The sequence below is a fragment of the Mariniradius saccharolyticus AK6 genome, from assembly GCF_000330725.2.
GTDB lineage: Bacteria > Bacteroidota > Bacteroidia > Cytophagales > Cyclobacteriaceae > Mariniradius > Mariniradius saccharolyticus.
The window spans coordinates 35968-61240 of the sequence record NZ_AMZY02000006.1 but is presented as its reverse complement, the minus strand read 5'-3'; the positions used below and the strand labels follow the sequence as shown (position 1 = coordinate 61240).

At 47.2% G+C, this 25273-nt stretch carries 23 protein-coding genes and 1 tRNA gene; 12 read left to right on the top strand and 12 right to left on the bottom strand.

The window, feature by feature from the left end:
- Positions 1-90: 90 nt before the first annotated feature.
- From C943_RS04405 to C943_RS22330, 4 genes are all read left to right on the top strand, one after another.
- Positions 91-822 (top strand): peptidase associated/transthyretin-like domain-containing protein, encoded by a 732-nt coding sequence (locus tag C943_RS04405; protein WP_051069496.1) that lies wholly within the window; start codon positions 91-93, stop codon positions 820-822.
- A 61-nt stretch (positions 823-883) separates the two neighbouring features.
- A complete protein-coding gene (locus C943_RS04400; protein WP_008624653.1) occupies positions 884-1954 on the top strand; it encodes an alpha/beta fold hydrolase in 1071 nt (356 codons plus the stop codon).
- A gap of 414 nt (positions 1955-2368) precedes the next feature.
- Entirely contained in the window at positions 2369-4261 is a 1893-nt protein-coding gene (locus C943_RS04395; RefSeq protein ID WP_008624651.1) for a sulfatase-like hydrolase/transferase, read from the top strand.
- A gap of 1 nt (position 4262) precedes the next feature.
- On the top strand, positions 4263-4616 hold the full coding sequence (locus tag C943_RS22330; protein WP_040478987.1) for a hypothetical protein: 354 nt from the start codon (positions 4263-4265) through the stop codon (positions 4614-4616).
- Positions 4617-4868: 252 nt separating this feature from the next.
- Here C943_RS22330 and C943_RS04385 read toward each other — a convergent pair whose 3' ends face one another.
- Complete coding sequence (locus tag C943_RS04385; protein WP_008624647.1) at positions 4869-5111, bottom strand: hypothetical protein; 243 nt, start codon at positions 5109-5111, stop codon at positions 4869-4871.
- 94 nt (positions 5112-5205) lie between these two features.
- On the opposite strand from C943_RS04385, the gene C943_RS04380 reads away from it, so the two are divergent.
- Together C943_RS04380 and C943_RS04375 are read left to right on the top strand one after the other, a co-directional pair.
- Positions 5206-5415: a helix-turn-helix domain-containing protein gene (locus C943_RS04380; RefSeq protein WP_008624645.1), complete on the top strand. Its 210-nt coding sequence runs from the start codon at positions 5206-5208 to the stop codon at positions 5413-5415.
- A 7-nt stretch (positions 5416-5422) separates the two neighbouring features.
- Positions 5423-7384, top strand: a complete 1962-nt coding sequence (locus C943_RS04375) for a DUF2075 domain-containing protein (protein WP_008624643.1) — start codon at positions 5423-5425, stop codon at positions 7382-7384.
- Positions 7385-7577: 193 nt separating this feature from the next.
- On the opposite strand, the gene C943_RS04370 is transcribed toward C943_RS04375, so the two are convergent.
- From C943_RS04370 to C943_RS04360, 3 genes are all read right to left on the bottom strand, one after another.
- Positions 7578-8762 carry an acyltransferase family protein gene (locus tag C943_RS04370; protein ID WP_008624642.1) on the bottom strand — a complete coding sequence of 395 codons (1185 nt, stop codon included), beginning with the start codon at positions 8760-8762 and terminating at the stop codon, positions 7578-7580.
- A gap of 97 nt (positions 8763-8859) precedes the next feature.
- Complete coding sequence (locus C943_RS04365; RefSeq protein WP_008624641.1) at positions 8860-10032, bottom strand: helix-turn-helix domain-containing protein; 1173 nt, start codon at positions 10030-10032, stop codon at positions 8860-8862.
- A 12-nt stretch (positions 10033-10044) separates the two neighbouring features.
- The gene (locus C943_RS04360) at positions 10045-10809 is read right to left on the bottom strand and encodes a LytR/AlgR family response regulator transcription factor (RefSeq protein WP_008624640.1); all 765 of its coding nucleotides are present in this window, start codon (positions 10807-10809) and stop codon (positions 10045-10047) included.
- 170 nt (positions 10810-10979) lie between these two features.
- Here C943_RS04360 and C943_RS04355 point away from each other — a divergent pair, with 170 nt between their 5' ends.
- The 4 genes from C943_RS04355 to C943_RS04340 all read left to right on the top strand — a co-directional run bounded on the left by C943_RS04355 (position 10980) and on the right by C943_RS04340 (position 16803).
- The gene (locus tag C943_RS04355; protein ID WP_008624639.1) at positions 10980-11816 is read left to right on the top strand and encodes an alpha/beta fold hydrolase; all 837 of its coding nucleotides are present in this window, start codon (positions 10980-10982) and stop codon (positions 11814-11816) included.
- Between the two features lie 104 nt (positions 11817-11920).
- The gene (locus C943_RS21285) at positions 11921-14254 is read left to right on the top strand and encodes a histidine kinase (RefSeq protein WP_008624638.1); all 2334 of its coding nucleotides are present in this window, start codon (positions 11921-11923) and stop codon (positions 14252-14254) included.
- 115 nt (positions 14255-14369) lie between these two features.
- On the top strand, positions 14370-15101 hold the full coding sequence (locus C943_RS21280; protein WP_008624636.1) for a CPBP family intramembrane glutamic endopeptidase: 732 nt from the start codon (positions 14370-14372) through the stop codon (positions 15099-15101).
- Between the two features lie 13 nt (positions 15102-15114).
- Positions 15115-16803: a serine hydrolase domain-containing protein gene (locus tag C943_RS04340; RefSeq protein ID WP_008624635.1), complete on the top strand. Its 1689-nt coding sequence runs from the start codon at positions 15115-15117 to the stop codon at positions 16801-16803.
- Between the two features lie 216 nt (positions 16804-17019).
- Here the strand turns inward: C943_RS04340 and C943_RS21275 are convergent, their stop codons facing one another.
- The 5 genes from C943_RS21275 to C943_RS21270 all read right to left on the bottom strand — a co-directional run bounded on the left by C943_RS21275 (position 17020) and on the right by C943_RS21270 (position 20355).
- On the bottom strand, positions 17020-17538 hold the full coding sequence (locus C943_RS21275; RefSeq protein ID WP_008624634.1) for a GNAT family N-acetyltransferase: 519 nt from the start codon (positions 17536-17538) through the stop codon (positions 17020-17022).
- A 127-nt stretch (positions 17539-17665) separates the two neighbouring features.
- Complete coding sequence (locus C943_RS04330) at positions 17666-18163, bottom strand: GNAT family N-acetyltransferase (RefSeq protein ID WP_008624633.1); 498 nt, start codon at positions 18161-18163, stop codon at positions 17666-17668.
- A gap of 38 nt (positions 18164-18201) precedes the next feature.
- On the bottom strand, positions 18202-18630 hold the full coding sequence (locus tag C943_RS04325) for an SRPBCC domain-containing protein (protein WP_008624632.1): 429 nt from the start codon (positions 18628-18630) through the stop codon (positions 18202-18204).
- Between the two features lie 83 nt (positions 18631-18713).
- A complete protein-coding gene (locus C943_RS04320; RefSeq protein WP_040478984.1) occupies positions 18714-19331 on the bottom strand; it encodes a hypothetical protein in 618 nt (205 codons plus the stop codon).
- A 286-nt stretch (positions 19332-19617) separates the two neighbouring features.
- Complete coding sequence (locus C943_RS21270) at positions 19618-20355, bottom strand: hypothetical protein (protein ID WP_008624629.1); 738 nt, start codon at positions 20353-20355, stop codon at positions 19618-19620.
- 423 nt (positions 20356-20778) lie between these two features.
- On the opposite strand from C943_RS21270, the gene C943_RS04305 reads away from it, so the two are divergent.
- Positions 20779-21720: a DUF4097 family beta strand repeat-containing protein gene (locus C943_RS04305; protein ID WP_008624626.1), complete on the top strand. Its 942-nt coding sequence runs from the start codon at positions 20779-20781 to the stop codon at positions 21718-21720.
- Positions 21721-22559: 839 nt separating this feature from the next.
- On the opposite strand, the gene C943_RS04295 is transcribed toward C943_RS04305, so the two are convergent.
- The 3 genes from C943_RS04295 to C943_RS04285 form a co-directional block, all read right to left on the bottom strand.
- Positions 22560-22634, bottom strand: a tRNA-Val gene (locus tag C943_RS04295).
- 193 nt (positions 22635-22827) lie between these two features.
- A complete protein-coding gene (gene recR / locus C943_RS04290) occupies positions 22828-23451 on the bottom strand; it encodes a recombination mediator RecR (RefSeq protein ID WP_008624625.1) in 624 nt (207 codons plus the stop codon).
- A 12-nt stretch (positions 23452-23463) separates the two neighbouring features.
- A complete protein-coding gene (locus tag C943_RS04285) occupies positions 23464-23757 on the bottom strand; it encodes an ATP-dependent Clp protease adaptor ClpS (RefSeq protein WP_040478978.1) in 294 nt (97 codons plus the stop codon).
- Between the two features lie 53 nt (positions 23758-23810).
- Between C943_RS04285 and C943_RS04280 the strand changes: the two genes are divergently transcribed.
- Positions 23811-25253 (top strand): sodium:solute symporter, encoded by a 1443-nt coding sequence (locus C943_RS04280; protein WP_008624623.1) that lies wholly within the window; start codon positions 23811-23813, stop codon positions 25251-25253.
- Positions 25254-25273 lie beyond the last annotated feature (20 nt).

The following is a 25273-nucleotide window of genomic DNA, read 5'->3' as shown; positions in this document are numbered from 1 at the left end:
TGTATTTGCCTCACCTAATTGAGAAATTTTATTGGGTGTTTTTTGGGGAGAAAAGAACTTCATACTTTTAGAAGTTATTTATGAAAAATTATGATTAAAACGATTAAATCCTCTCTTGCCTACCTAGCGTTACTTGGCTTTTTGGTTTCATGCGGTTCCGATACGCTTGATCCAGCTCCGACTTCGGGTACAATCTCAGGCTCAGTTTTGTTGTTTGACGAAGGATCGACCAGACAGGAAGACGCCGGTATGAAAGTCACCGTCGAAAACACGAGCCCGGCGATTTCCGCTCTCACCGATGCGGCGGGTAAATTCCAACTGCCCAATGTTTCGTTTGGCAACCATGTCTTGGTGTATGAGAAAACCGGTTATGGCACGTTCAAGAAAAAGGTAACGGACCACAAGGCGGCTTCCACGCCCATTACCGACACGCCCTCTTTGGGTAAAGGGTCCACCACGACCGTCACTGCCGTGGAACTCGGCGTCACCGGAGGCAACCTGGTCACGGCCGTCACCACCTCACCTGCAGGCAACAGCAGCAACAGGCGCTATATCCGTTATTTTTTCAGTGATACGCCGGATGTTTCCAATACCAATTACAAGGGCTTTTCCCCAACCTATATTGTACAAGATGCCCCTTACAGCAAGACATTCACCCCAGCCGAGTTGACCTCGTTTGGCGTCAGCGCTACGGGGACCCTTCATGTACGAGTGTACGGTGATTCTTTTTTCACCAACGACTACGTAGATCCGGTGTCCAACAAAAGGGTTTTCCCCAACCTGAATGCGACGACCGTGGCCTCAAAGTCCGTGACCCTCTAGCCTTTGAAAATAAGCCTTCGATAAAACGGAGGTTTTTTTATTTTAGGAAAAAATGCTACCCATGATTCGAATTTTCCCAATAGTCTTTCTTCTTTCAATTTCCACCGCGTTCGCCCAAGTTCTTGACGAGATGTCCCCGGCAAAGGACTTGATCCAAGAACTGCGCCGTATCCATACACCCAAGGGAATCGAGACCCTGGAGCAAATCAACCTCAACGGCAGCCAACAATGGATCAGCATCCGCGGCAAGGACCGCAACAACCCGGTTCTACTTTTCCTTCACGGTGGACCTGCCTCGCCGACGATGCCCACGGCGTGGGCATTTCAGGGGCCTTGGGAAGACTATTTCACCGTGGTGCAATGGGACCAGCGTGCTGCAGGTAAAAATTGGCTGAACACCGATACCACTTCCGTCGCCGCAGAACTGCATTTCAGGACCCTCATCCAGGATGCTTATCAACTTGTGGAACACCTGAGGCTTCGCTTTGGGCAGGAGAAAATATTCCTGATGGGCTACTCCTATGGCGCCGGCATCGGCATCCGCATGGCGGCACGCATCCCTGAGAAACTGCATGCCTATATCGGAATAGGGCAAATGGCTCCGGGAAATCCCGAGGCGGTCATTTACCAAACCCTGCTCCGCTTGGCCCAAGATGCTCAAAACGCCGAAGCCCTCGAGGAGTTAAAATCCCTGGCGCCCTATCCGAATCCCATTGGACAGACTCCTGTTGGCAAGCTATTGGCCGTACGCAAATGGTCCAGGAAATTTAATGGTGGATGGTATGGAAAATCCGATTTTGAACTTTTGTTTGCGCTCCCTTCGCTATCTCCTGAGTATACGATTGAAGATATTGACAACCTCGCCAAAAGTACGTCATGGATAAGCCGGAGGATCCTTTCCAATGGAGGGGCTCCTGATTTTCCACAAAGCTTCGACATACCCATGATCCTCATGATGGGAAGGCATGACCTGCATACACCCTATGAATCCGCCATAAAATACTGGGAGAGTATCTCTGCTCCTTATAAGCAGGTCATTACTTTTGACTTCAGTGGGCATGTTCCTTTTTTGGAAGAACCGGGAAAATTCTTGGTAGAACTGGTCAATAAGGTAAAACCCCTTGCTGATTGATGTAATGGTATTTGCTATTTTTTTTAAGGTAGTTAAATGGATTTGTTACCTTATAGTAGAATAACCATGTGATGTAATGAATTGATTACCGGACTTCAGGCATGTGCCAAAGCATGCAAAAATTGTCAGGAAGCCCATCTGTCCTATCTGAACAATTAAACAATAAATTAATGCCTGATCCTTTGTATGATCAGGCTTCTGTATGTCTTTTTTCGACCCCACAATTTGAACCAAAACACCCTAAACTGTTTCAAATTCCAAGCCTGACAAACTAAGGAATGTATTTTATGTTGTCATTTGAGGCGTTAAGTAAAAATTTGCATATTCATTCATTGTAACCGGTCGATCAAATAAGGATCGAAACATAAAGGCTTGTTTTTGCATAAAGTACTTCGACTTTAACGATAAGGCACCATGAGAACCATACTTCCTTTTTTTCTTTTATCTGCGCTGATTTTCTTTTCCTGCAATTCTGAAAGCCAAAAAGATCTCCCCCCGCCCAACATCCTGTGGATCTCCACCGAGGACATTGATCCGGCTTGGGGATGTTATGGTGATGAATACGCTACTACACCCAATATCGACGGGCTGGCAGCGGATGGCTTTATCTTTACAAGGGCAAGCGCTAACTCTCCCATCTGTGCCCCGGCCCGTTCTACGCTGATTACCGGCATGTATGCCACTTCCTTGGGAACCCAACACCTACGTTCCGATGTGCCCCTACCCAATGACCTGAAAATCCTCCCCGAAATCCTCCGGGAACATGGCTATTATACCTCCAACAATGTCAAAACAGATTATAACTTCAGTGCCGAAGGCCGTTGGGATGATAGCAGCAAAGATGCCCATTGGCGAAACAGGAAAGAAGGTCAACCGTTTTTCTCGGTAGTCAATTTTATGATTACCCACGAAGGCCCCACCAACAACGACGACCCGGAGTCGGTAAAAAAGGACCTCAAGCTGAGACATGACCCCGCAAAAGCACCTATTCCACCCTATTTTCCCGATACCCCAAAAATGCGGGAAATCATCGCGCATGCTTACGACCTGATCAGCATGTTTGACCAAGGAGTAGGGGAGCTTGTCCAACAGCTTAAGGACGACGGGCTGTATGACAATACCATCATTTTTGTATTTTCCGACCATGGCTTTGGCCTTCCCCGACACAAGCGCTGGCTTACCAACTCTGGCTTACGCATTCCCCTCGTCCTTCATGTACCGGAAAAATACCGACACCTGGTATCCAATCTGGAAACCCAACAGGTGGATGATCTGGTGGGTTTTGTGGATTTTGCTCCTACTGTCTTGGGCTTGGCGGGCATAGCCCCTTCGTCCTATATGGAAGGCAATAATTTTCTTGGCCCAAATGCAGTGAAAAACCAGTACAATTTTGGCTTCCGAAGCCGTGCGGACGATTGTCATGAGATGTCGCGGTCGGTTTCTGATGGGCGATACTTATATATCCGCCATTATCTTCCCCAACTTCCCTACATTCAAAATGCCATCATCTTCACCCAAGGCAAACAGGCCATGGAGGAAATCTACCGGGCAAGAAATGAAAAGACCTTGCCTAATCACATGGAACAATACTTTCATCCCAAAATGACCATTGAATTATATGACCTGGAAGAAGATCCTTATGAATTGAATAACCTGGCGATGAAACCTGAGCATCAGGAACGTATCGGTTTATTCCAAAAAGAACTGGATCAATGGATGGTAAAGCACAGGGATTCCGGAATGCTCAACGAATCTGAATATATGCTCCGGGCAAAAGGAAGTTCCGTCTATGAAATCTTAAGGGATGACACCCAATTTGATCCGGAAAAAACTCTTGAGGCAATGAACCTGGTAGGGCAGATAGATGGCGCTTCAACCCTAAAACGGATGCAGGATCAGGATCCCCTTGTCCGATATTGGGGCTTGATTGCTTTGGAATATGCCGGGTTGAATTCCAGCTTGTTACTTCAGGAACTGGAAAACATATTGGATGACCCTTCTCCAATCAATGCCATTCAGAGTGCCAAAATGCTCATCCAAATCAAGGAAGATCCCAAAGCCTATCAAACATTGGGGAAATACCTTCAAGCGGAAGAGGAAACCACCGTCCTCCATGCAGCCATTGCCCTAAGACTACTGGAAGATAAAGCCCAACCGCTGATCCCTTTGGTCATAGATGAAATATATCCTAAATATGCAGGTGATGTATGGGGCAGGTACAAATCCTGGAGCTACCCCATGTTCATCGGAATGGCTTTGGACCAAGCCCGCATCAATTGTGGGGAAGAAATTCGAGTGAGGAATTAAAATGCCTAAAAAGCCAATGACTGCCATCCCCAAACCCTATCCCTTACCCAAATTCACCGTACCCAAGTTCTGTGGGGAAAACGGCTTCTATGCCACCAAGCAACGGTCATACCACATGTCCCAAAGCAATGCCCCCGATTTCCCCTACCAATTCAAGATACCAATCTACTTCACAATGGGCGTTCATGACTTGCATACGCCCTGTGGCCCGGCAAAAGAATACCTCGAAGCCTTGAATGCCCCCAAAAAGCAAATTTCAGCTTTGAAAACAGCGGGCATTTCCCCATGCGCGAGGAACCGGGACGATTTTTGGTCACCTTGGTCAGCGAGGTATTGGAGGGGACGAGGTAGTTAATGATGGGGTCTGGTTGGGAAAAAGAACCTCTGACACGACAATCTCAGGCAAAGAAGCAGCGAATTTCCAAAACCAGCTTTTTACAAGTTTTGGAGGGAAATGGACGGGAGGGTACTTCATGAAGATGCTACGATGGCGTAGGTCCGAAGGCTGGAAAATTTCTCTTACGACACGACCGCAAAATCACCGAAATCGAGGCAAGTGAGGAGTTAGTGGGCTTTTTCGGAATTTCCCTTTCGATGAGGGAGACTTTCAAATTTTTAACTTTTCAAGAAAATTATCCAACTCATCCTCCGAATCAAACGAGTATAAAGGCTCTATGCCTGACTCGAAAAAGCCAATCATCCCTGCAAGAGAATCAAAAAATCGAAAATACTTCCCATCAAAATTGTAAATGTAGACCAGTTTGGAATCTTCAAACCTCACCAAGTTCAGGATTTCAATAGTCCGCGAAGGGCGCAGGTATTCTGTGGAGACGGGGATGATTTTGTTCATGGTCGAGTTTGGTTTAATGTAAATATAAGCAGTTTTTAACCTTTTGTAGACTATAGTCGGTGGTACGATAGGCCACATTTTTTCAGATTGCAGGATGGACGTTAAGGCTGAATACGGCAAAAAAGTCAGAGAAATCCGGAAAAAGAATGGTGTGTCTCAAGAGAGTTTGGCTGATCTGGCTGGACTGGACAGGACCTATATCTCTGATATTGAAAACGGAAAAAGGAATGTATCGATTGAAACGATTTTCAAAATTGCCGAAGCATTGAAGACGCCAGTGGTAGAGTTTTTTGAATTAAAATAACTTTTCAATGTCAAGGAGTTACTATTCAAATTCATTTTCCGGTTTCCTTGATGACGATGTTAACAGGATACTTGGACTATTGATGAGGCATCACAATTTTGCTGTCGAAAATCAGCAAAGGAATGCCTGGATAAGACAAATTGAAATTCTGAAGAATCAATTAAAGAATTTAGAAAATGGTCAAATCTATTTTGAGTTCTCTATCCCCAGAATGGGAAAACGAGTTGATAATATATTGATAATTAAAGACTTCATTTTTGTCATTGAGTTCAAGGTCGGAGAAACTGAATACCAGAAGCACGCAATAGAACAGACTGTGGATTATTGTTTAGACTTACAAAATTTTCACGAAGGCAGTCATCACGAGAAAATCGTTCCGATTTTGGTTTCCACCAAAGCACAGATAATTGAAAATCATTTTGAGATTAATGATAATCTATTTGAACCACTGAAAGTAAACCAAAGAAGTCTTAATTATGTAATTAATCAGGTCCTTACATTTAGCAATGGAGGTAAAATTAACCCGTCTCTATGGGAAAGCTCGATTTACAAACCGACCCCAACAATCATAGAAGCATCTCAAGCGCTATATAGAGGACACTCGGTTTCTGAAATTTCAAGAAGTGATGCTGGAGCAATAAACCTTTCAAAAACGACTGAATTCATCAATCAAATTATTGAGAAATCTAAAGCGACCAATTCTAAATCTATTTGTTTTTTGACGGGCGTCCCAGGTGCTGGTAAAACTTTGGCTGGATTAAATATTGCGAATGAAAGAAGGAAAGCTCATGAAGACGAGAATGCGGTTTTTCTTTCCGGGAATGGCCCCTTAGTCTATGTCTTAAGGGAAGCATTGATTAGAGATGAAGTTCTTCAGGCAAAAGAGAGGGGCGAGAAATTAACCAAAAAAAGATCTGCAATAAAGGCAAATGCATTTATCCAGAACATTCACCATTTTCGTGACGATAATCTTAATTCTAGTCAAGCTCCAGATGAGAGAGTAGTAGTTTTTGATGAAGCTCAAAGGGCTTGGACAAAGGAAAAAGCCGCCTCATTCATGAAATCCAAAGGTATGGACTTTAATATGTCCGAGCCTGAGTTTTTAATTGACGTAATGAACCGACATATAGGTTATTGTACAATAATTTGCTTAGTGGGAGGTGGACAAGAAATAAATACAGGCGAGGCGGGCCTTTCTGAATGGATGATTGCTTTAAAAAATCATTACCCGAATTGGCATATTTATTTTTCTAATCTGATAACTAATGACAACAATTATTTGAGTGAGGAGACATTAAAAGGATGGCTCAGACAAAACGGAAATTCCGCAACCGAACTTCATTTATCAGTTTCGGTTCGTTCTTTTCGGTCAGAAAAAATATCAAGTTTCGTTCAACATTTAATTGATGGAGATTCTGCTCAGGCAAGATCAATTTTACAGGAGATAAATTCATTGTATCCAATTTGTCTTACAAGGAATTTTGATGTCGCAAAAGAATGGCTTCGAAAGAGTGCAAAAGGAACTGAAAGAATAGGATTAGTTAGTAGCTCAGGAGCAAGAAGATTAAGGCCGCTTGGAATCAACGTAAAAAACGAAATTACTGCTGAAGATTGGTTTTTAAACAATTCATCTGATGTTCGTTCTTCATACTATTTGGAACTGGTCGCTACCGAGTTCGATATACAAGGGCTTGAAATTGATTATGTTTGCCTAGCGTGGGATATAAATTTTTACTTCGAAAATGGAGAATGGAATTATCAGACTTTTGAAGGAACAAGTTGGAAAAATATAGCAAGTGAAATAGATAAATCTTATTTAAGAAATGCCTATCGGGTCTTGTTGACTCGGGCTCGCCAAGGTTTAATTATTTTGATTCCCCATGGAGATGATTTAGACCTGACTAGACCGAAAAAACTCTATGACTCAACCTATAACTTTTTGAAATCTTGCGGAATCATCGAGGTCTAAAAATCGGGTCGAAGTTTCCCCAAGTTGAAAGAAAAAGGGAATACTCGCAAGAACTTAATTTTACGAATACGAAAAAATACCCTGTTTAAGGTATTTTTCAGTTTGAAGGGAATTGTCCCGATTTTTTAACTCGGAACGATTCCCCCCTCTCCCAGAGATCATCTTTCTTGGGTGAGGGGGTGGTGGAATACCGCTACGGAACCAGCACGGGCTTGGGCTTATGCTCCCGATTTGCAGGCTGCGGCTTCATCCCAAATAGATACCGTATGGGGTCAAAAGGCCTAATCAGTCCGAAATAAATCCCGAGACAGATTCCCAAAGTCCCCAAGGCGATGGTCCAATATTTCATCCCAATGCTCCAATCCCACTGACAGATGTAATAGCCGATCACAATGATCACGGTCTGATGCAGGATATAAAAAGGATACAGCCCTTCATTGACATGCTTCAGGACAGGATGTGGCCGGTTGAGGTTAAACTGACCATAGGCGATGATGGCCAAGACCGTAAACCAACTCAGGAAAATAGAGGTTACATCGAAGAAAATCTCTACGTTTTCCGCACCGATTGGCAGGCTCCACACATTCCTAAAATGCAGGTAGATTCCGTAAAAAGGAATCAAAATCAGGACGGCCGCCGCGAGAAAGACTTTGCGGTTTTTGCCTAGACTTTCCCACAGCCTCGGGTTGCTGTAGAAAATCAATCCAAAGGCAAAGAACAGAAAGTAGAAAACGAAGTAGGCCCAATCCTGAAAATCATGCGTTTCGTCCGGGAAATAGGGTCTGAGTAAAAACTGGCTCAGCAAAATCATCCCCGCGGGAAGCAAAAGCGCAGTTGCCGGCCGGGTAAATACCCGCTCCAGCAAGTTCCTAAACTCCATTGAAGCAGGCTTCCGCAAAAATGCCAACAGCGGCAATATCAAAATCGAAAAGACCAACAAATAGGCAATAAACCAAAGGTGGTGCCAACTGAAGTTCCCCTGGGGATAGGGCTCAAATTCAAAGGTGGTAGGGTAAAACTCCCAGAAACTGGCAAACTCCTGAATCCGCTCATAATAGATTTGGGGAGGTACAATCACAAACATTCCAAATGCCAAGGGGACAAACAGCCGCTTGAAGCGCTCCCTGACAAATTGGGTCTTGGTCCGCTTGCCCAAAGCCATAAAGGTCCCGGCACCGGAGATAAATAGCAGCAGCGGCATCCTCCAGTCATGGGACCAGATCATCCAATAGTTGAATATTAGGCTGGTCTCCTCATTCTTGACATGCCAGCCCCAAGTGCTGAACCACATGCCCGTGTGGTAAAAGAGGAGAAGGATAATGGCAAAAAACCGGAGCCAGTCCAGGTCGTGTCGTCTGAGAATTGCGTGTGTTTCCATGGGATTTTTTTGGTTTTGATGGGACAAACCTCCAAAATCCCCGACCGTCCGACGACTGATTTTATCAAGTCAGCGTTCGATCTGATAAAGTCGAACGCTAAACAATCCCGTTTTGGGCCGATTTTCGGTATTCGGAAGGCGTCATGCCCACCTGCTTTTTGAATACCGTATTGAAGGAGGATTTGGAACTGTAGCCTACCCGTTCGGCGATTTCCTCCATTTTCAGGTAGGCACCTTCCTCACCTTTCAGCAGCCGGCAGGCCTCCCGCACCCGATACTCGGCAGTCAGTTCAAAAAAAGTTTTCCCAAAGCCCTCATTGATGGCTTGTGAAAGCACATGTACACTCGTTTTGGCTTCTTTGGCCAGGTTCGGCAATGAAAAGTCGGGATGGAGGTAGGGCTGATTCCTCTCCAAAATCTGTTTCACTCTGTCGATGAGTTCACGCTGCGTCTCCGCATCCAAGCGGGAGCTTTGGTATTTCTCGGGGATCTTTAGATCCGCATACTCCAGGTTGGAACTGCGGATATGCAGGAAACTGGTGAGGTAAACCGTAAACGCAATGTAGGCAGCGTACCAATGGTCGCCTGTATCCTCCATGTTGAAGATTTTCACCACGGTCACAAAAATGAAAACCGTCACCAGAATAAACGGAACAAGGCGCAACCGCTTTTGTGCCTCGGTGACAGGCTTCCAGATCGAGGCGTTTTGGCTGGAGAAAAATCCGAAAACCGCCCGGAGACAGAGCAAGCCATAGACGGCCACGGAAAAAAGCGTGACCGGAGTGATGAATTCCCGGATCAACAACGGGTCCGTCGGATAGGGATATGAATAGTCCAAGCGTGGAAGATCGGGATGGTAGGCGGCTATCCAGGCATTGTATTTGGCTACATCCGGCAGTGCCCAAAAGGGGACCATGTACAAGGTATAGGCAAAAAAGGGTACCCCATGGATCCAGTACTTTGCCGGTACCGTCCCCCGAGTCAGGCAAAGGATCACCCCATAAAACAGCGGCCCGATCAAAAAACCCAAGGGCTCGGAAAAGTCCACGAGAAACCAGGCATGGGGGATAAGCCCGGAGTACATCAGGAAGATCTCCAAGAGAAAACCACCCATACTCCAAAGCAGCAGGCCTTGTAGGACGGAGCTTTGGGTCCTTTTTGCGGGGAAGACCACATAAACCAGCCCCAAATAAATGGCTTGCATCAGGCCCAAAAAAATAAAGACACTGAAAAGGTCAATTCGTAAAGGAGGAAGATTGAGCGGGTCCATCCATTCTTTATTTTACCGATCCAACCAATCCTTAAACTGGGAATAGCGCTCGATGCTGACAAATACCTCCTGTTTGGGATCGGGCAAAAGACCGAGCTTCAAACGGGTAGGGGAGTATTTATGGATTTGGGAAATACTCTCGAGGCTGGCGATAAATTTCCTGTTGATCCGGAAAAACTTGGATGGATCCAATACCTCCTGCAACCTGTCCAGTGATAGATCCAAAGGGAAACGTTGTCCTTGTCGGTTGACCAGGAAGCTGATTTTTTCCTCAGAATAAAAGTAAGCCACTTCCTCGACGGGCACGGTCAGGATCTTGCTCCCCGAACTTACCAAAAAGCGCTCTTTGTAGCTTTGCTTGGACTCGATGAGGGGATGGAGGATTTGTTGGATATCTGCCAGAGAGAAGGATTTCTTGGGGGCATGGTATTTTTTAAACTTATCCAGGGCCTGGCTGAGCTCCTGAAAGTTGACAGGCTTGAGTAGGTAATCCACACTGTTGAGCTTAAAGGCCTTGATCAGGTATTCGTCAAATGCCGTAATGAAAATCACCGGGCAGTCGACCGAAATCTGGTCAAAGATCCCAAAACTCTGCCCGTCCTCCAGGTGGATGTCCAGCAGAATCAGGTCCGGAAAAGGATGGGAAGAAAACCATTCCACTGCTTTCTTGACAGAGGGAATATCTGCAAGGACCTCTATTTGGGCATCGTATTTCTCCAAAAATCCTTTCACACGATCGACGGCAAGACGCTCATCTTCAACAATTACTACGTTCATACCAAAACAATTGAACCACAAAATAATGGATTCCCAAAATTAATCCTACCCGCAAAGCTTAGTGCTACTTATTCCGGGTTCGGTAGGGAAAATTGGGCACTCGTCGTCTTTTACTTTTTGGGCAGGTAAGGCTGACCCAATTTTGGCCCATACTTCTAAACCAAACCACGATGAGCTACAGACCGCTTTTGTTGTTCGCCACCGCCATGCTGATGTTGGCACTTGCTTCATGCACGCTGAGGATTGATAACGATCCATTTGTGCCCAAATCCAAAATCTCATGGGTTGACCTTGAGGGGTATCGGCTTTACACCAAGACCCAGGGAAAATCCGGTCCATCCATTGTATTCATTTCCGGCCTTGGTGACGGACTCACCACCTGGAGCGAGATTCAAAGTGAATTGGCAAAGCGGTATCAGACGCTTTCCTACGACCGGGCCGGTGTCGGACAATCCACCCCAGCCGGGCATGCTTCCACAGGGTTCGATGTCGCGCTCGAATTAAAGCAACTTCTGGAAAAGAGTGAATTGGCCCCGCCCTATCTTTTGGTAGGCCATTCCGTCGGAGGGCTCTATGCACGGATTTTTGCAGGAAAGTATCCCCACTTGGTATCTGGTATGGTGCTGCTTGACTATACTTTGGAGGATAAAATCCTAGCCCTGAAGGAGGCGGACTTGGGAGGAATGACGCCGGAGCAGCTTTTGGCGCAGATTGCGGAAGAGATGGGATTGGAAAAGGGCAGCAAGCGGGAGTTTATATCCTCCCTCAAAACCGCCGAGCAGGTAAAGGCATCCAAGCTTCCCCCAATTCCGGTGACGGTAATCACTGCCCTCAAGCCAAGTCCCGAAGAAACGCCCGAGGACATGCAGCTCAAAAGTCTCCTGCATGGCCAATTTGTACAATCGGTCCCCAATTCCAAACACATTCAACTACAAAGTTCCCACTACGTACACCTCGACCAACCCAATCTGGTGATTGCTGAAATCAAAGCCCGGATTATGAATTGACTACGCCAACACTGCCACAGGTGAAACCCATCCCCATTCGGGCTTGGGTTTTTTTCAATTCCAAATATCAATAACTTCCCGAGATTAAGTCAGAAATTCAGTCCATGTCGCTGTTCACGCTCCAATCAAGTCGCTCCAAGACCACCATGTATTCATGGAAGCTCCAAATCGCCGTCGCGGTTGGTTTTGGCTTTCTGATTCTGGTCAACCAGTATTTTTTCGCCCAATTCAATGCCTTGGAGCTTTTCCAGAATTTCCTCGCAAACGTCATTATCGTGCTCCTGATTTGGAAGTCGGCGGTTTGGGTGACCCAAGTCGGTGAGCGCTTTTTCAATTGGCTCGAAAAACCCCTCAAGCGCGTGCTGCTTTCTGCCGGACTGGGATCGATATGCAGTTTCTTGGTGGTGATGGTTTCTTCCTATTTTTTCCAACTGCTGTACCAATCACCCTTCCCAGGAAACAATGCGATCTTTATCAACACGCTGATATCCTTTTTGCTGTTTTCGGTATTGTTCACTGGCTTCAATATCATCCATTTTTTGGAAGCCCTTCGGGAAAAGGAAGTAAAGGATACGGTTACACGACTGGGAAACTACTTTGAGCAGCTGATCGAAAACGTCGAGGACATCGTTCAGGTCTGGGACACAGATGGAAGGATCAAGTATTCAAGTCCCTCGGCTACGACGCAGATGGGATATGCCATTTCGGAGTTGACGGAGTTTCCCCCGTTTTACTGGATATTGGAGGAGGATAAAGCAGGGGTAAAAAGCCGGTTTGGATCGTTTTTGGAGGGAGGGGCCAATCAAGTCCATTTTGACCAATTCCGCGTCAAAACGAAGGCCGGATCCGTCAAAATGTTCGAAGTCAAAATCTCTGACGGAAGAAAAATCCCCATGATCGAGGGGCTGATTGTCACCTATCGGGACATCACCGGCAGGCACGAAACAGAGCTGTTGATCCGGAGGCAGAAGGAACTTTATGAACTGACCAGCTCCATCTCAGGTTCGTTTTTGAGGATGGATTTCCAGTCAGCCCTGGAGAAAATGTTGGAAAATATGGGGAAGTTTTCTGCCGTGGACAGGGTCTATGTGTACCAGCTGAATCGGGAGAAAAACTACTGGAACTGTCTCCACGAATGGCGAAGCGAGAAAGGGGATCAAATTCCATCTATCTACTACCAAAAGGGAATCCCGATCGATGCGATGGAGTGGACCTTTGGACAGCTGCGGGCCAACAAAATCCTCAATTTCAAAACCCTGGACGAAATGCCCCCCGAGGCCGAGCAATGCCGCCAAGCCTTTGAAGCGGACGGGACAGTCGGCATCTTGCTTCTCCCGCTTCGGATCAATGGCGAACTAGTCGGAATGATAGGTTATGATGCCCTATTTGAACCCAAGAACTGGTCAGAAGACGACATCAGGTTCCTCAAGCTTTGCAGCGAGATACTCACGTCTTCACTCGCCAGATCGGAGGCCGAGGCATCGACACGGGCTTCCCTTTCGTTTAACCAAGCCATAATCGATTCCTCTGCGGAAGGGTTTCTCCTAGCCAATCTCGAGAACATGGTGGTCTATGCCAACCAGATATTTCTTTCACTTTGGGATCTCGAGCAAAATCCAGTCGGATTGGGTGTGGAAGAGATCAGCAGGCTGGTCCAACCCAAAGTCACCAATAAGGAAGAATTCGAACGGGGGTTTGGGATTCTCAAGGAAAACCGCGAGGCTGTTTTCACCATGACCCTCAATCTTCACAACGGCAAGGTACTTGAAGTTTACTCGGCGCCACAGATTCAGGATGGTAAGCTTGTGGGACGAATCTGGAGTAATCGGGACATCACGGATCGGATTCTTTCACAGCGGGAAGAATTGGAAAAAGGCATGGCCTTGGCCCAATTTGAATCACTGAAAAACCAGGTTAATCCGCACTTTCTTTTCAATAGTCTGAACGTGTTGAGCTCCTTGGTCCATGTGGATGCGGATTTGTCTGAAAAGTTTATCGATCAGTTGGCCAAGTCCTATCGCTACCTGCTTGAGCAAAAGGACAATACCCTGGTACCCTTGAAAGTGGAACTGGATTTTGTCAACTCGTTTATTTTCCTGCTCAAGATCCGCTTTGAAGACAAGATCCAACTCGCGGTCGATATTCCTGAGCGCTTCTACTCGATGCAGATCGCACCGCTTACGATGCAGCTTTTGATCGAAAATGCCGTCAAGCACAACAGGATTTCGAAAGATGAACCTTTGAAAATCTTTATCGGAATCGAAGACCATTACCTCGTTGTCAAAAATTCCCTGCAGGTCCGGATCAATCAGGCCCCTTCTACAGGCTTGGGATTGAAGAACATCCGAAATAGATACCTGATCCTATCGGCGGACACGCCCAAATTTGGAACGGAAGGCGATTTTTTTGTAGCCCGCATCCCCCTGATTGGGGAATAGCGGGTTTGGGTTCGTCGCCGTTTTTTTCGGGTTGGGTAGGATTAATCGGGTGCCCGTCGGGATAAATTAGACCAGGCCTTGCGGTAAAGGTAGCTTCGTGGAGAATTTATTTTCCATGCGAAAGTCAAAAAATCTCCGAATTGCGATCAGCCTGTTTGGCTTGGGTGTAGTGGGCATAGCTTCCCTACTTTGGGTTTCTCCACCGACGCTTCCCCCTGGGTTAAAAATGGATCCCAGCACCGTCCGTTGGGCCACTTTGGTCAATCCCACGCTTTTATTGATCATCAGCATCACGATCGGCACGCTGCTGAAGGACTCGGCGGGTATCAGGCTGCCGATACTTGATGCGAAAAAAGACAAGCCTATGCTGTCGGTCTTTCAGGACCTGCTGCATCCACTTTTGGTGTTGACGGCAATCTCCTCGCTCGGCGTGATGGTAATCTATTTGGGAACTTGCTGGGGATTCGATCCCGCCTTCAAAGAGGTGATCAAAGGACCCGGATTGCCTGTTTGGACCCGGGTGCTTTACGGTGGGATTACCGAAGAAATCCTCATGCGCTATGGCCTCATGACAATGCTCCTTTGGATCCTAAAGGAATTCAACCGACCCAACTCCCATATCCAGTTTTGGATTGCCAATATCCTGACTGCGATGCTCTTTGCTACGGGCCATCTGCCAGCGCTTTTCAATGAAGTGTTCTCTCCGAGCATCTGGACACTGGTCTATATCCTTGGGGGCAACTTCTGGGCCGGACTCTGCTTTGGCTTTGCCTTTTGGAGGTTCGGACTGATCCTCGCGATCCTGACCCACATGGGTTTCCACCTGATTACATACTTCATCTTCTAAACCAACCCATAACATGAAAAAGTCCGTTTTGCTCTTCCTTGCTATCCTTTTTGTCCAACTGGTTTGGGCTCAAAGCAACAAAAAACTACCGCCCATCCATGCCGGCATCCTCGACTCTTTGATTGGCAAAAAGCCGGGAAATGACGAACCCGGATTTGCGCTGGGAATCACGATTGGAAACGAGATCGTACTCGAACATTACCAGGGTCTTGCGGATCTTGGGAATCGGACGCCCATCTCATCCAACACCCTATTCAACCTTGCTTCCGTGTCCAAGCATTTTACGGCCTTTGGGATTTTGTACCTTCAGGAAAGGCAAAAAATCAACCTCAACGCGCCCGTCAGTTCATACCTCAGCGGTTTCCCCTATTCCAAACAGATTACGCCGATGCAATTGCTGCACCATACCTCAGGTATTCCCTCTTCGGATAACCTGCGGGTTTTTGCGGGCAGAAGCCTTGAGTCTGAGTGGGGAAAAATGGACGAGCTTAGACTGCATAGGAGGTATAGAAGTCTAAACTTCAGTCCAGGTGCTGATTTTCTTTATTCCAATTCTGGATTTTTCTTTCTGGGTCAATTGATCGAAGTGCAAAGCGGGCTTTCCTATGCTGATTTCTTCGAAAGGTCCCTTTTTCCCTCCATGGGTATTCAGGGGATTGTCCTGGATAGGCTAGGCAAATCAGTTCCTGGTCGAGCCATTCCATATCATCAGATTCAGGAAGGATTTGAACAGAGATATCCCGAGCAAACCACGATCACAGGAGAATCCAATATCTACCTCAATCTTCCTTCCCTCATGCGTTGGATGCAGTATCTATTGCATTCCAATCAGGTGGAAGGACATTTTATACATCCGATGTTTGGTGCTTCCTATGCTTTGCCTAGCGGGAAAGCCATCGACTACAGCTATGGACTTGAAAAAAGGGAGATCAATTCAATGCAGGCCTTCGCCCATGGAGGAGGTGTGCCAGGTTACGCCTCCTATGTCATCTACCTGCCTGAGTTAGAATTGGGAATCAGTGTGCTTGCCAATTCTGATAATTTACCCAGAAGTCCCGGTGCCATCGCCCTTGCGATTGCCAAATACCTCACGGCTGATTTCGCACGGCATTCGGAGAAAGAAGTACAAGTCGAAATCGAACTGACAAGTGAAGTCACTCAAAAATATGCCGGGGAATACCGCTTTTGGGATGGGGTCCAGTTTGAAATCAAGTGGGAAGAAAAAGGGCTGTTCATTTATCTGCCGGATGCTCCGCCCTTTCAGCTAGTCCCAAAATCGGAAGCTGAGTTCTTTTTTAGGGAATTTGACGGACAAGTCGTCTTTACCGGTAAGAATGGTGTCCAAACCCTGCAATTTATCCAAGGAAAGAAATCAGACCCCGCCGAAATGCTGAACCCAAAACGGCAAAAAGTCCAGAGCCCCTCAAAGACCCAACTTTTGGGAATCTATGAGGGCCGTGGTTTGGATGTGGCCTATGAGGTCAAAGAGCGGGACGGGAAACCATTTCTGATCCTTCCAGAAACATTGCTGAAGTATGCGGGATTTCGTGAAGTTGAGCTGATAGCCATAGAGGGCACTACCTTCAGGACCCGGGAATTGGGCGTGATTAAATGGGAAGTCAACAGCAAAGGGAGGGCAACGGGATTCCATATTAAGGATGTGGGAAGGCTGAGGAACCTGTACTTCAGAAAGAGGACATAAGTTAAAGTTGGTATACATGGTGACTAATTCCCTCCTGCTTCAGGGGGGAATTTTTTATTTCAGGAAGCTGGGTTGGTAAATTATCCGGTTTTCAGGTTTCACGAAAATCCCATGAGGATATGATCCTCATGGGAGTTTTTGACACCATATAAAGGAAACATATTACCATCGGAGGCCGAGTTTCGAGGTGGGCGCTCGATTCAACCTAAGGGAAAGCTACGCTTCGCGACAATAGATGTGGAAAATCTCCGCGTTTTCCCGACCCTCTCTGCTCTCGACTCCCATCAGCGCAAATCCGGCCTTGATGGCCACCCTTTGGCTACTGAGGTTGCTTTGGGCACATTTGATCCAAAAGGTTCGAAAACCATGTTCCCGTATCAAGAATTCGATCAGACAATTGAGGGCATTGGTCATGATTCCCTTGTTTTGGAGGGTCGGATCCAGCCAATAGCCCAATTCGGTGCTTTTTTCAAGCCAGTTGAGGTCCTTGGCTGAGATCAGCCCTCTTGCTCGATTGTTTTTGAGGATAGCGAAAGAAAAGTCCCTTTTCGCTGCCCAGAGAAGCTGGGATTCACGGATGTATTTTTCTGTTTGTTCGATACTAAAGAGGTCATTTACAAAGGGCAGCCAGCGGGAGAAGTGGCTCCGGTGACCTGTCAAAATTCCAAACAGGGATTTTGCGTATGAAGGCTGGAGTGGGTGTAGACAAAAGTCAGGATCAAGTTCAATCTTCATGGTTGAGCAAGGTTTGTAAACCCAAAAAGCCCCTGAAAGGAGCTTTTGGTGTTGATGGTAGTTCAAGTCATAATTTGGCTGGCCAAGTTGTTTTTGCCACGGTTTCGTTTTGTCTTCGAAATACAACCTATTCGATCCCGGCTACCTTGCTACGCCTTTCCAGCAGCAGTGTATCACGCCATTTACCTTCCATTTTTCCGATTTTTTCCCTCAATCCGACGATCCTAAATCCGAGTTTCTCGTGGATTTTTATACTTCCTATGTTTTCGGGAAAAATGCCCGCCTGCAATGTCCAGAAATTTTCTTTTTCGCTTTCTCGTACCAGGTGTTCCAATAGTTGAAGTCCAATCTTCTTTCCGCGGAAATTTTCCGCCACGTAGACGCTGACTTCCGCCACACCGGCATATACGCATCTACCCGATACGGGGGACAATGCCGCCCAACCGGTTACTTTTTCTTCAACAAGGTAAACGAATCTGCCTTTTCTGAGGTGATCCCTATCCCAGTCTTGCCAAGTGGGGACTTGTTGCTGGAAAGTGGCATTGCCGGTTTGGATGCCTTCAAGGTAGATGGCTGCCACCTCCTTCCAATGATTCGGATTCATTGGCTCTATCATTGTTTTCATTTTCCTAAAGTTTGTTTTTTTGTTCGATTGCATTTTGCCTAGGATTCACATGTTTTCTTCAGCGCCCGATTCATGTGTTGAAAGCCCATTTTGGTTTTTTCCAATATGCCGGACATCAGGCCGACCAAAAGCCCAGAGAAGTATTCCCCCTGGACAAAGAGCGTGGTGTGCTCATCAATTTGTTCCAGTTCAAAGTAATGTTCCCCGTCAAAGAGCCCTTTGATAAGAAATTTGCCAGACCACCGAATTTCCCTGCCTGCCAAAGTCCGAATTATTGTCGGCGAAAATGACATCTCTTTTTCGTTTGGCGGCAAAATTTTGACCTGAAGTTTCCGGCCTAGTTTCAGTTCTCCTGAGATCGACTTGATAAATGGATTCCAGTTTGGATAGGATTCAAAATCAGTCAGGACCTGCCAGACCTTTTCACAGGGGGCATAGATCCGGATCATGCTTTCAATATGATGCATCGCTTTAATTGTTTTGATAGTTGGAAAGATGGGGATAAAAAAAGCCGGCTCGAATGAACCGGCTAGGTTGGTGATGGAAGGGATTAGAATTTTGCCTTTACAGAAAGTGTACCGCCCCAGCCATTGAAATCCTGGGTCGAAATGCCCCATTTTTCATGGTTTCTGACGTTAACGCGGTAAGTGCCGCCCGCCTCGATATCGAGCCAGCGTGTGATGTGCGCACCGATTCTCAAATCAGGTGACAGCGCGATTGAATTGGTTCTGCTTTCTGCTTTGTTGACTACGGTGCCGTTCTCTTTGGTGATCGTGTAATCTTGCTTGATATCGGCGTAGGCAGCCCTCAATCCAACTTTTCCATAGAAAAGCCCACCGAAATCTTGCACGTAGCTTGCTGATAGACCGTAATGCACCTGCTTCATGTCCAATGCATTGTTCGGCGTTTGCCTCCAAAGATCTGTCGGTACGATGGAGTTGGTGTAGTACAACCCTACGAATACTTTGTCCTGAAATCTAAGTCCCAATTCGGTACCAATGCTGTAATGGTTCCTAACAGGAGATGCTTTTTTCGTAAAAATGAATTCGTTGATTACCTGTCCATAAAAGCCTACTGGCTTTACCGATTGCGTCATTGATTCCTGCCCAAAAGCGGTCATCATTCCCATGCTCAAAAGAGCTGCAAGTGTTAAAATTGACTTTTTCATTGTGTGTAGTTTGTTTGTTTTTAAATGATGATCCAAAAGTAGATCAGGCAAATGACCTGGGATAAAAAGTCTGGACCAGCCCAATAAAATCCCGACTGAAGCCTGAATTTTTGACGACCAATGAAAATGCGGTAATATCAATTCCACCATCAGGGGTCACGGATTTTCTGAAAAAAATATGTAAACTCAATGCCCCTGACACGTCGATATCTCGATTTGGGGCATAGCTCACAGGCCCAGAAAGTCAAAAAAGTTCTATTCTAGCAGCTTGGCTGCCATTATTTTCCTAAATCCTTTCATCCAAAATAGCAACCACCCTCACCGCCACACCCTCTGTCAAAGGATAGCTGCCTTGGGCCAAGGATTGGAAATAGCGGGTACCGAGGACGAGTAGCAGGGGAGTTTCGGCTGGGACCGGGGGAATCGGGATTTCGCGTAGGTCCAATTCACTGAGGGGACTGTCGAGGGGCAGTGGCTGGGAAAAATGCCACTCGGGCCAGGAGTCGGTTTTTTCTTGCAAGGCCACAAGGCCCGCGACTACCTGCACATACTGTGCCCCCGCCACGCGCTTGACCGTACCCAGACCAGCGAAGTCAAGTAGCACCACATCCCCAGCGGATACCTTGGGAAGGCCACGCAGCTGTCCGGTGACATGGTAATCGTCCCCAAACTCAAAATCCCGCAGCAGTCCAAGATTCCCACTCAGGACTTTCCTTTCCCCCTTGCCATGGACCGGGTCTGCCAATAGCACCTGACGGAATTTGGCCGTCAGCCGCCCGTTCAGCGACTGACTGCGCATCGGGTACAGGATGGGCCATACCGCCCGCCTTAGCTTCCCAGCATACCGCGATGCCTCGCCAAACTCCGCCGATGCCCGACGGGAGTTTTCAAATTGCTTCGAATGCTTCACCTGTTGCCGCGATGGGCCGCCCTTTTGCCGGGCCAACATACCGTCTTTGGTCTTGTAGATAGTAAGATTCCCTACCGTCCCCACAAATAGCGGTATTCCAATCACCTTTGCCATAACCTTGCTCTATTCTAAATCTATGTTTGTCCTAATGATGTCTCTATACCCAGTTAGTGGTATTCCGTGTATCAGCTAAGGATATTCCGTGTATCACCTAACCATATTCCGTGTATACGGAAGGGGTGACCTATTACTAAGGCGTACCATAAAGGGTACTTAGCGGCATTTGACTCGCCACCAACAGGGTGATGACGATAAATATAGTAAATTGATAACTAATTCCAAATTATTCAGTCTCTGTTTTTTTGGATTGTCCAGTTTGTGCAGGCGCTTTCCCCACCGTCCGCCTGCGGTCAAAAATTGATGGCTTCGAACAGGCGGTGATGGGAAAACAGCCTCAGCAAGCCAATTTGGGGCATAACGTTCTTGGCACCGCTTTGGAATAAGGAACGATGTAACCAACGCTTTTTCGACATTGCCATGAAAACCATCAAGTTTGTACTCGCAGCCTACCTTTTGACCATGCCCCTGATGACCTGGGGATTCGAAGCCTTTGACAAATTCCAAGACCCTTACTTGGCCAAGGAGTTTGCCGGCAAGGGCGTCCAGCAACTCGATATCCAATCCGCTGGCTCCAGCATGAATGTCTCTGCTTGGGAGCAGGATAAAGTCTATGTGGAGGTCTTTGTCCGCCAAAACGGCAAGACAGTTGACCATATGGACGCAACCATTCAGGACAAGCTCGCCGATTATGAAGTCGATGCGGTCCAAACAGGCTCAACCGTCTACGTTTCGATCAAATCCAAGAAATCCAACATGGGCAACTGGAAAAACAACCTCCAGTTTGACCTGCAGGTCAAGGTTCCCAAAAACATGTCCACCAGCTTCCAAAGCAGCGGTGGTTCCATCGCCTTGACCGGAGTGTCGGGCGAACATACCCTCCGAAGCAGCGGCGGCAGCATCAAAATAAGCGACTGCGGCGGTAGCATGACGGCCAAAAGCTCGGGGGGAAGTTTCACTGCCAGCAATTTTCAGGGAGATTTGACCTTGGACAGCTCCGGTGGGTCCGTAAAGGTGGAGCAAATTTCCGGCAGCCTACAGGTAAACTCCTCGGGTGGCAGCATCACGCTAACCGAGGTGTCTGGAAAGTTGGTGGCCAATTCAAGTGGGGGGAGTATCAAGGCATCCTTGTTGGCGCTCTCCGATGAGGTTTCGATGAAGGCAAGCGGGGGTAGTATCTCCGTTTCCCTGCCAGCAGGCCAAGGCATGCAATTGGATGCCAAGGGGGGAAGTGTCTCCTCCCAGCTTGCAAATTTTGAGGGCGTACGCACGGATGGTTCCATTCGTGGCACGGTCAAGGGAGGCGGCGTGCCCGTCACCTTGGAGACATCCGGCGGGTCGATTAAGATTGAGAGTAGATGAGGATTTTAGCGTTTACACCGCTCGCAAAGAAAAATAAGGGGCAAAGGGTGCTGATGGACTGATGCAAGTCAAGTCGCCAAGACGCGAATAACTCCAAGATAACTCTGCCAACTGGGACTGACTACTGATCACTGAACCTTTGCGTTCTCTGCCCCTTTGCTGTCTTTGCGAGAGAAAAATGATGCACGCCAAGTCGCCAAGACGCTAATACCGCCAAGATATCTGCCAACTGCTACAGCCAACTGCCATTGCGTGGTTTTAAAATTTGGCATTTACGGAGAGGAGATTAGCCTGCGTCCCGTCATGCTGAACCGTAGCCTGCGGATCCCGACAGCCGTACGGGAGAAGCATCTCCTAAATTGAGGAGACCCTTCGTTCCTCAGGGTGACGAATCACCAGTATATCAATGGTAGAAAAAATAGCCACGGACGCACGAATAAATGTCACCTTGAATGCTTGCCAACTGCTACTGCCAACTGCTCACTAACCCTTTGCGTTCTCTGCCCCTTCGCTGTCTTTGCGAGAAATGATTGCACGCCAAGTCGCCAAGACGCGAATAATGCCAAGATATCCCTGCTAACTGCTACTGCCAACTGATCGCTGACCCTTTGCGTTCTCTTCCCCTTTGCTGTCTTTGCGAGAACCGCTCATGCACCCCAAGTCGCCAAGACGCTAATGCCGCCAAGATATCCCTGCTAACTGCTACTGCCAACTGATCACTGCTCCTTTGCGTTCTTTGCGCCTCTGCTGTCTTTGCGAGAAAAAATGTGGGATCTAAGGGATTCGTCCCGATAGCCATCGTGGACCATGACTGCTGCTCTGTCAAAGCAAAAAGAAAGTGGGATCTAAGGGATTCGAACCCATGACCTCTGCTCTGTCAAAGCAGCGCTCTAAACCAACTGAGCTAAGATCCCAATAAAGAAAGAAACCCGTAGCGCTCTAAACCTCCCGATAGCTATCGTGGATGAGCTAAGATCCCAATAAAGAAATAAACCCGCAGCGCTCTAAACCTCCCGATAGCTATCGTGGATGAGCTTAGATCCCAATGACTGTTTCCGAATGGGAGTTCAAATATAGAAACCTGTTTTGTTTGCACAAAGGCTTTTTTCAATCCAGGGAATAATTTACCCTAGTCAAAATACTCCTTCCCAAGGTAACCTCATCGGTATACTCCAATTCGCCTCCGACAGGAATCCCACGGGCAATCGTGCTGACCTTGATGCCGGTTTCCTTGAGTCGACGGGTGATAAAAAACGCAGTCGTATCTCCTTCCATGGTGGCAGGCAAGGCCAATATCACTTCCTGGACCGCTTCTCCGCTTGATTGGGATTCAAACACCCTTTTGATCAGGGACTCTATCTTGAGATCATCTGGACCAACGCCCTGTATCGGGGAAATCACCCCGCCAAGGATATGGTAAAGGCCTTGAAATTGTCCCGTATTTTCGATTGCCATCACATCCGGGAGGTCTTCCACGACACAAATGATCGACTTGTCACGTCGGTGGCTTTTACAGATATCGCAGATTTCCCCTTCGGCCACATTGTGGCACACCTGGCAATACCTTACCTTGGTCCGCAAAGCGATCAGTGAATCGGCCAACTCAATAGTCGTGTTTTCCTTCTGCTTCAGCAAGTGCAGGACAAGCCGCAGCGCAGTCTTCTTCCCTATACCGGGCAGACGGCTGATTTCATTCACGGCATTTTCGATAAGCTTGGAGGGGAAATTCACTGAGGATAGTCTTTAGATAATCGCAGCCTGAATGCCCGCATCCAGAATAGCCTGGCACATGGGTTTCAATTTGGTCTTGCTGCCTTTTTTCACGGTACACTTGCCTTTGTAGTGGATGATCAATGTGCACTGTTCTGCCTGCTCGGGAGTATGTTGGCAGACCCTGACCAATACCTTGGCGACATGCTCAAAGGTATTGATGTCGTCATTGAATACCACCAACTCGCACTCATCCGTATCGATAAGCTCTTCGAGCAACAACTCGACTTCCTCTAGCATTGGATAGGTTTCAACAGATTGGCTCATTTTGCAAAGTTAATTATTATGGACAATTTAGCGCAATCGACTCCCCGCCCAAAATGGACTCCACAACGGTTTTGATTGTCATTGGCGTGTATTTCGCCATGCTTTTTCTGATTTCGATCCTCACTTCGCGCAATATCTCGAAGGATACATTCTTTACCGGCGATCGTCAGTCCCCTTGGTTTTTGGTGGCTTTCGGAATGATTGGTGCCTCACTTTCCGGCGTCACATTCATTTCCGTACCCGGGGAAGTCGGCAACACAAGTTTTCACTATTTCCAAATAGTCATCGGCTATACACTCGGCTACTTTGTGATTGCCAAGGTGCTGCTGCCACTGTATTACCGCCTCAACCTGGTCTCGATCTATTCCTACCTGGACGATAGGTTCGGGTTTTGGTCCTACAAGACGGGTGCTTTTTTCTTCATCCTTTCCCGGACTTTGGGCTCCTCCATCCGGGTATTCCTCGTGGCAGGGGTACTTCAATTGATTCTATTTGACAACTTCGGAATCCCCTTTTGGGTTTCGGTCCTAATCACGGTTTCTTTGATTTGGTTGTATACGCATCGCGGTGGCATCAAGACGGTGGTCTGGACAGACACCCTGCAGACCCTTTTCATGCTCTTGGCGGTAGTCATCAGTATCTATTTGATTGGAAAGGAAATCGGAATTTCCAGCATTGGCTTGTTTCTGGAGGCCGTCGTATCCGACCCCAGGTCAGAGGTTTTCAACTGGGATTGGCGCTCAAGTACCAACTTCTTCAAGCAGTTTGCATCGGGTGCATTCATCACGATTGTCATGACCGGTCTCGACCAAGACATGATGCAAAAGAACCTGACTTGCCGCAATATCGGCGATGCACAGAAAAACATGTTTTGGTTTACCGTCATATTGGTGATCGTCAACCTGCTTTTCCTATCGCTTGGCGTACTCTTGTACCAATACGCCGAAGTAAAAGGTATTCCGATCCCCTCTAAGACGGATGATCTGTATCCGATGCTTGCCACCCAGTATTTTTCTGCTTTTGTGGGAATCGTATTTGTCCTGGGCATCATTGCGGCCGCCTATTCCAGTGCGGATTCCACCTTGACAGCCCTGACGACCTCGTTTTGTTTTGATTTTCTCGAGATAGAGAAAAGGTATCCAAAGGAAAAACAGGTTGCCGTGCGCAAGCGGGTGCATATCGGATTTACGGCGCTGATGTTTTTTGCCATCCTATTTTTCCGCTGGATCAATGACCAAAGCGTCATCAACGCGGTATTTGTGATTGCGGGCTATACGTATGGGCCGTTATTGGGTTTGTATGCCTTTGGCTTGTTTACCAAAATGCAGGTGAAGGACAAATGGGTTCCCTACTTGGCGGTTGCTGCACCCCTGATCGCCTACATCATTTCAAAAAACTCCCAAGAATGGCTTTGGGGATACAAATTTGGCTTTGAGGTCCTTATTCTAAATGGATTGTTGATGTTCTTTGGACTCTATCTCGCGAGAAAGCGATAGCCTACTTTTTCCGGTCGAAT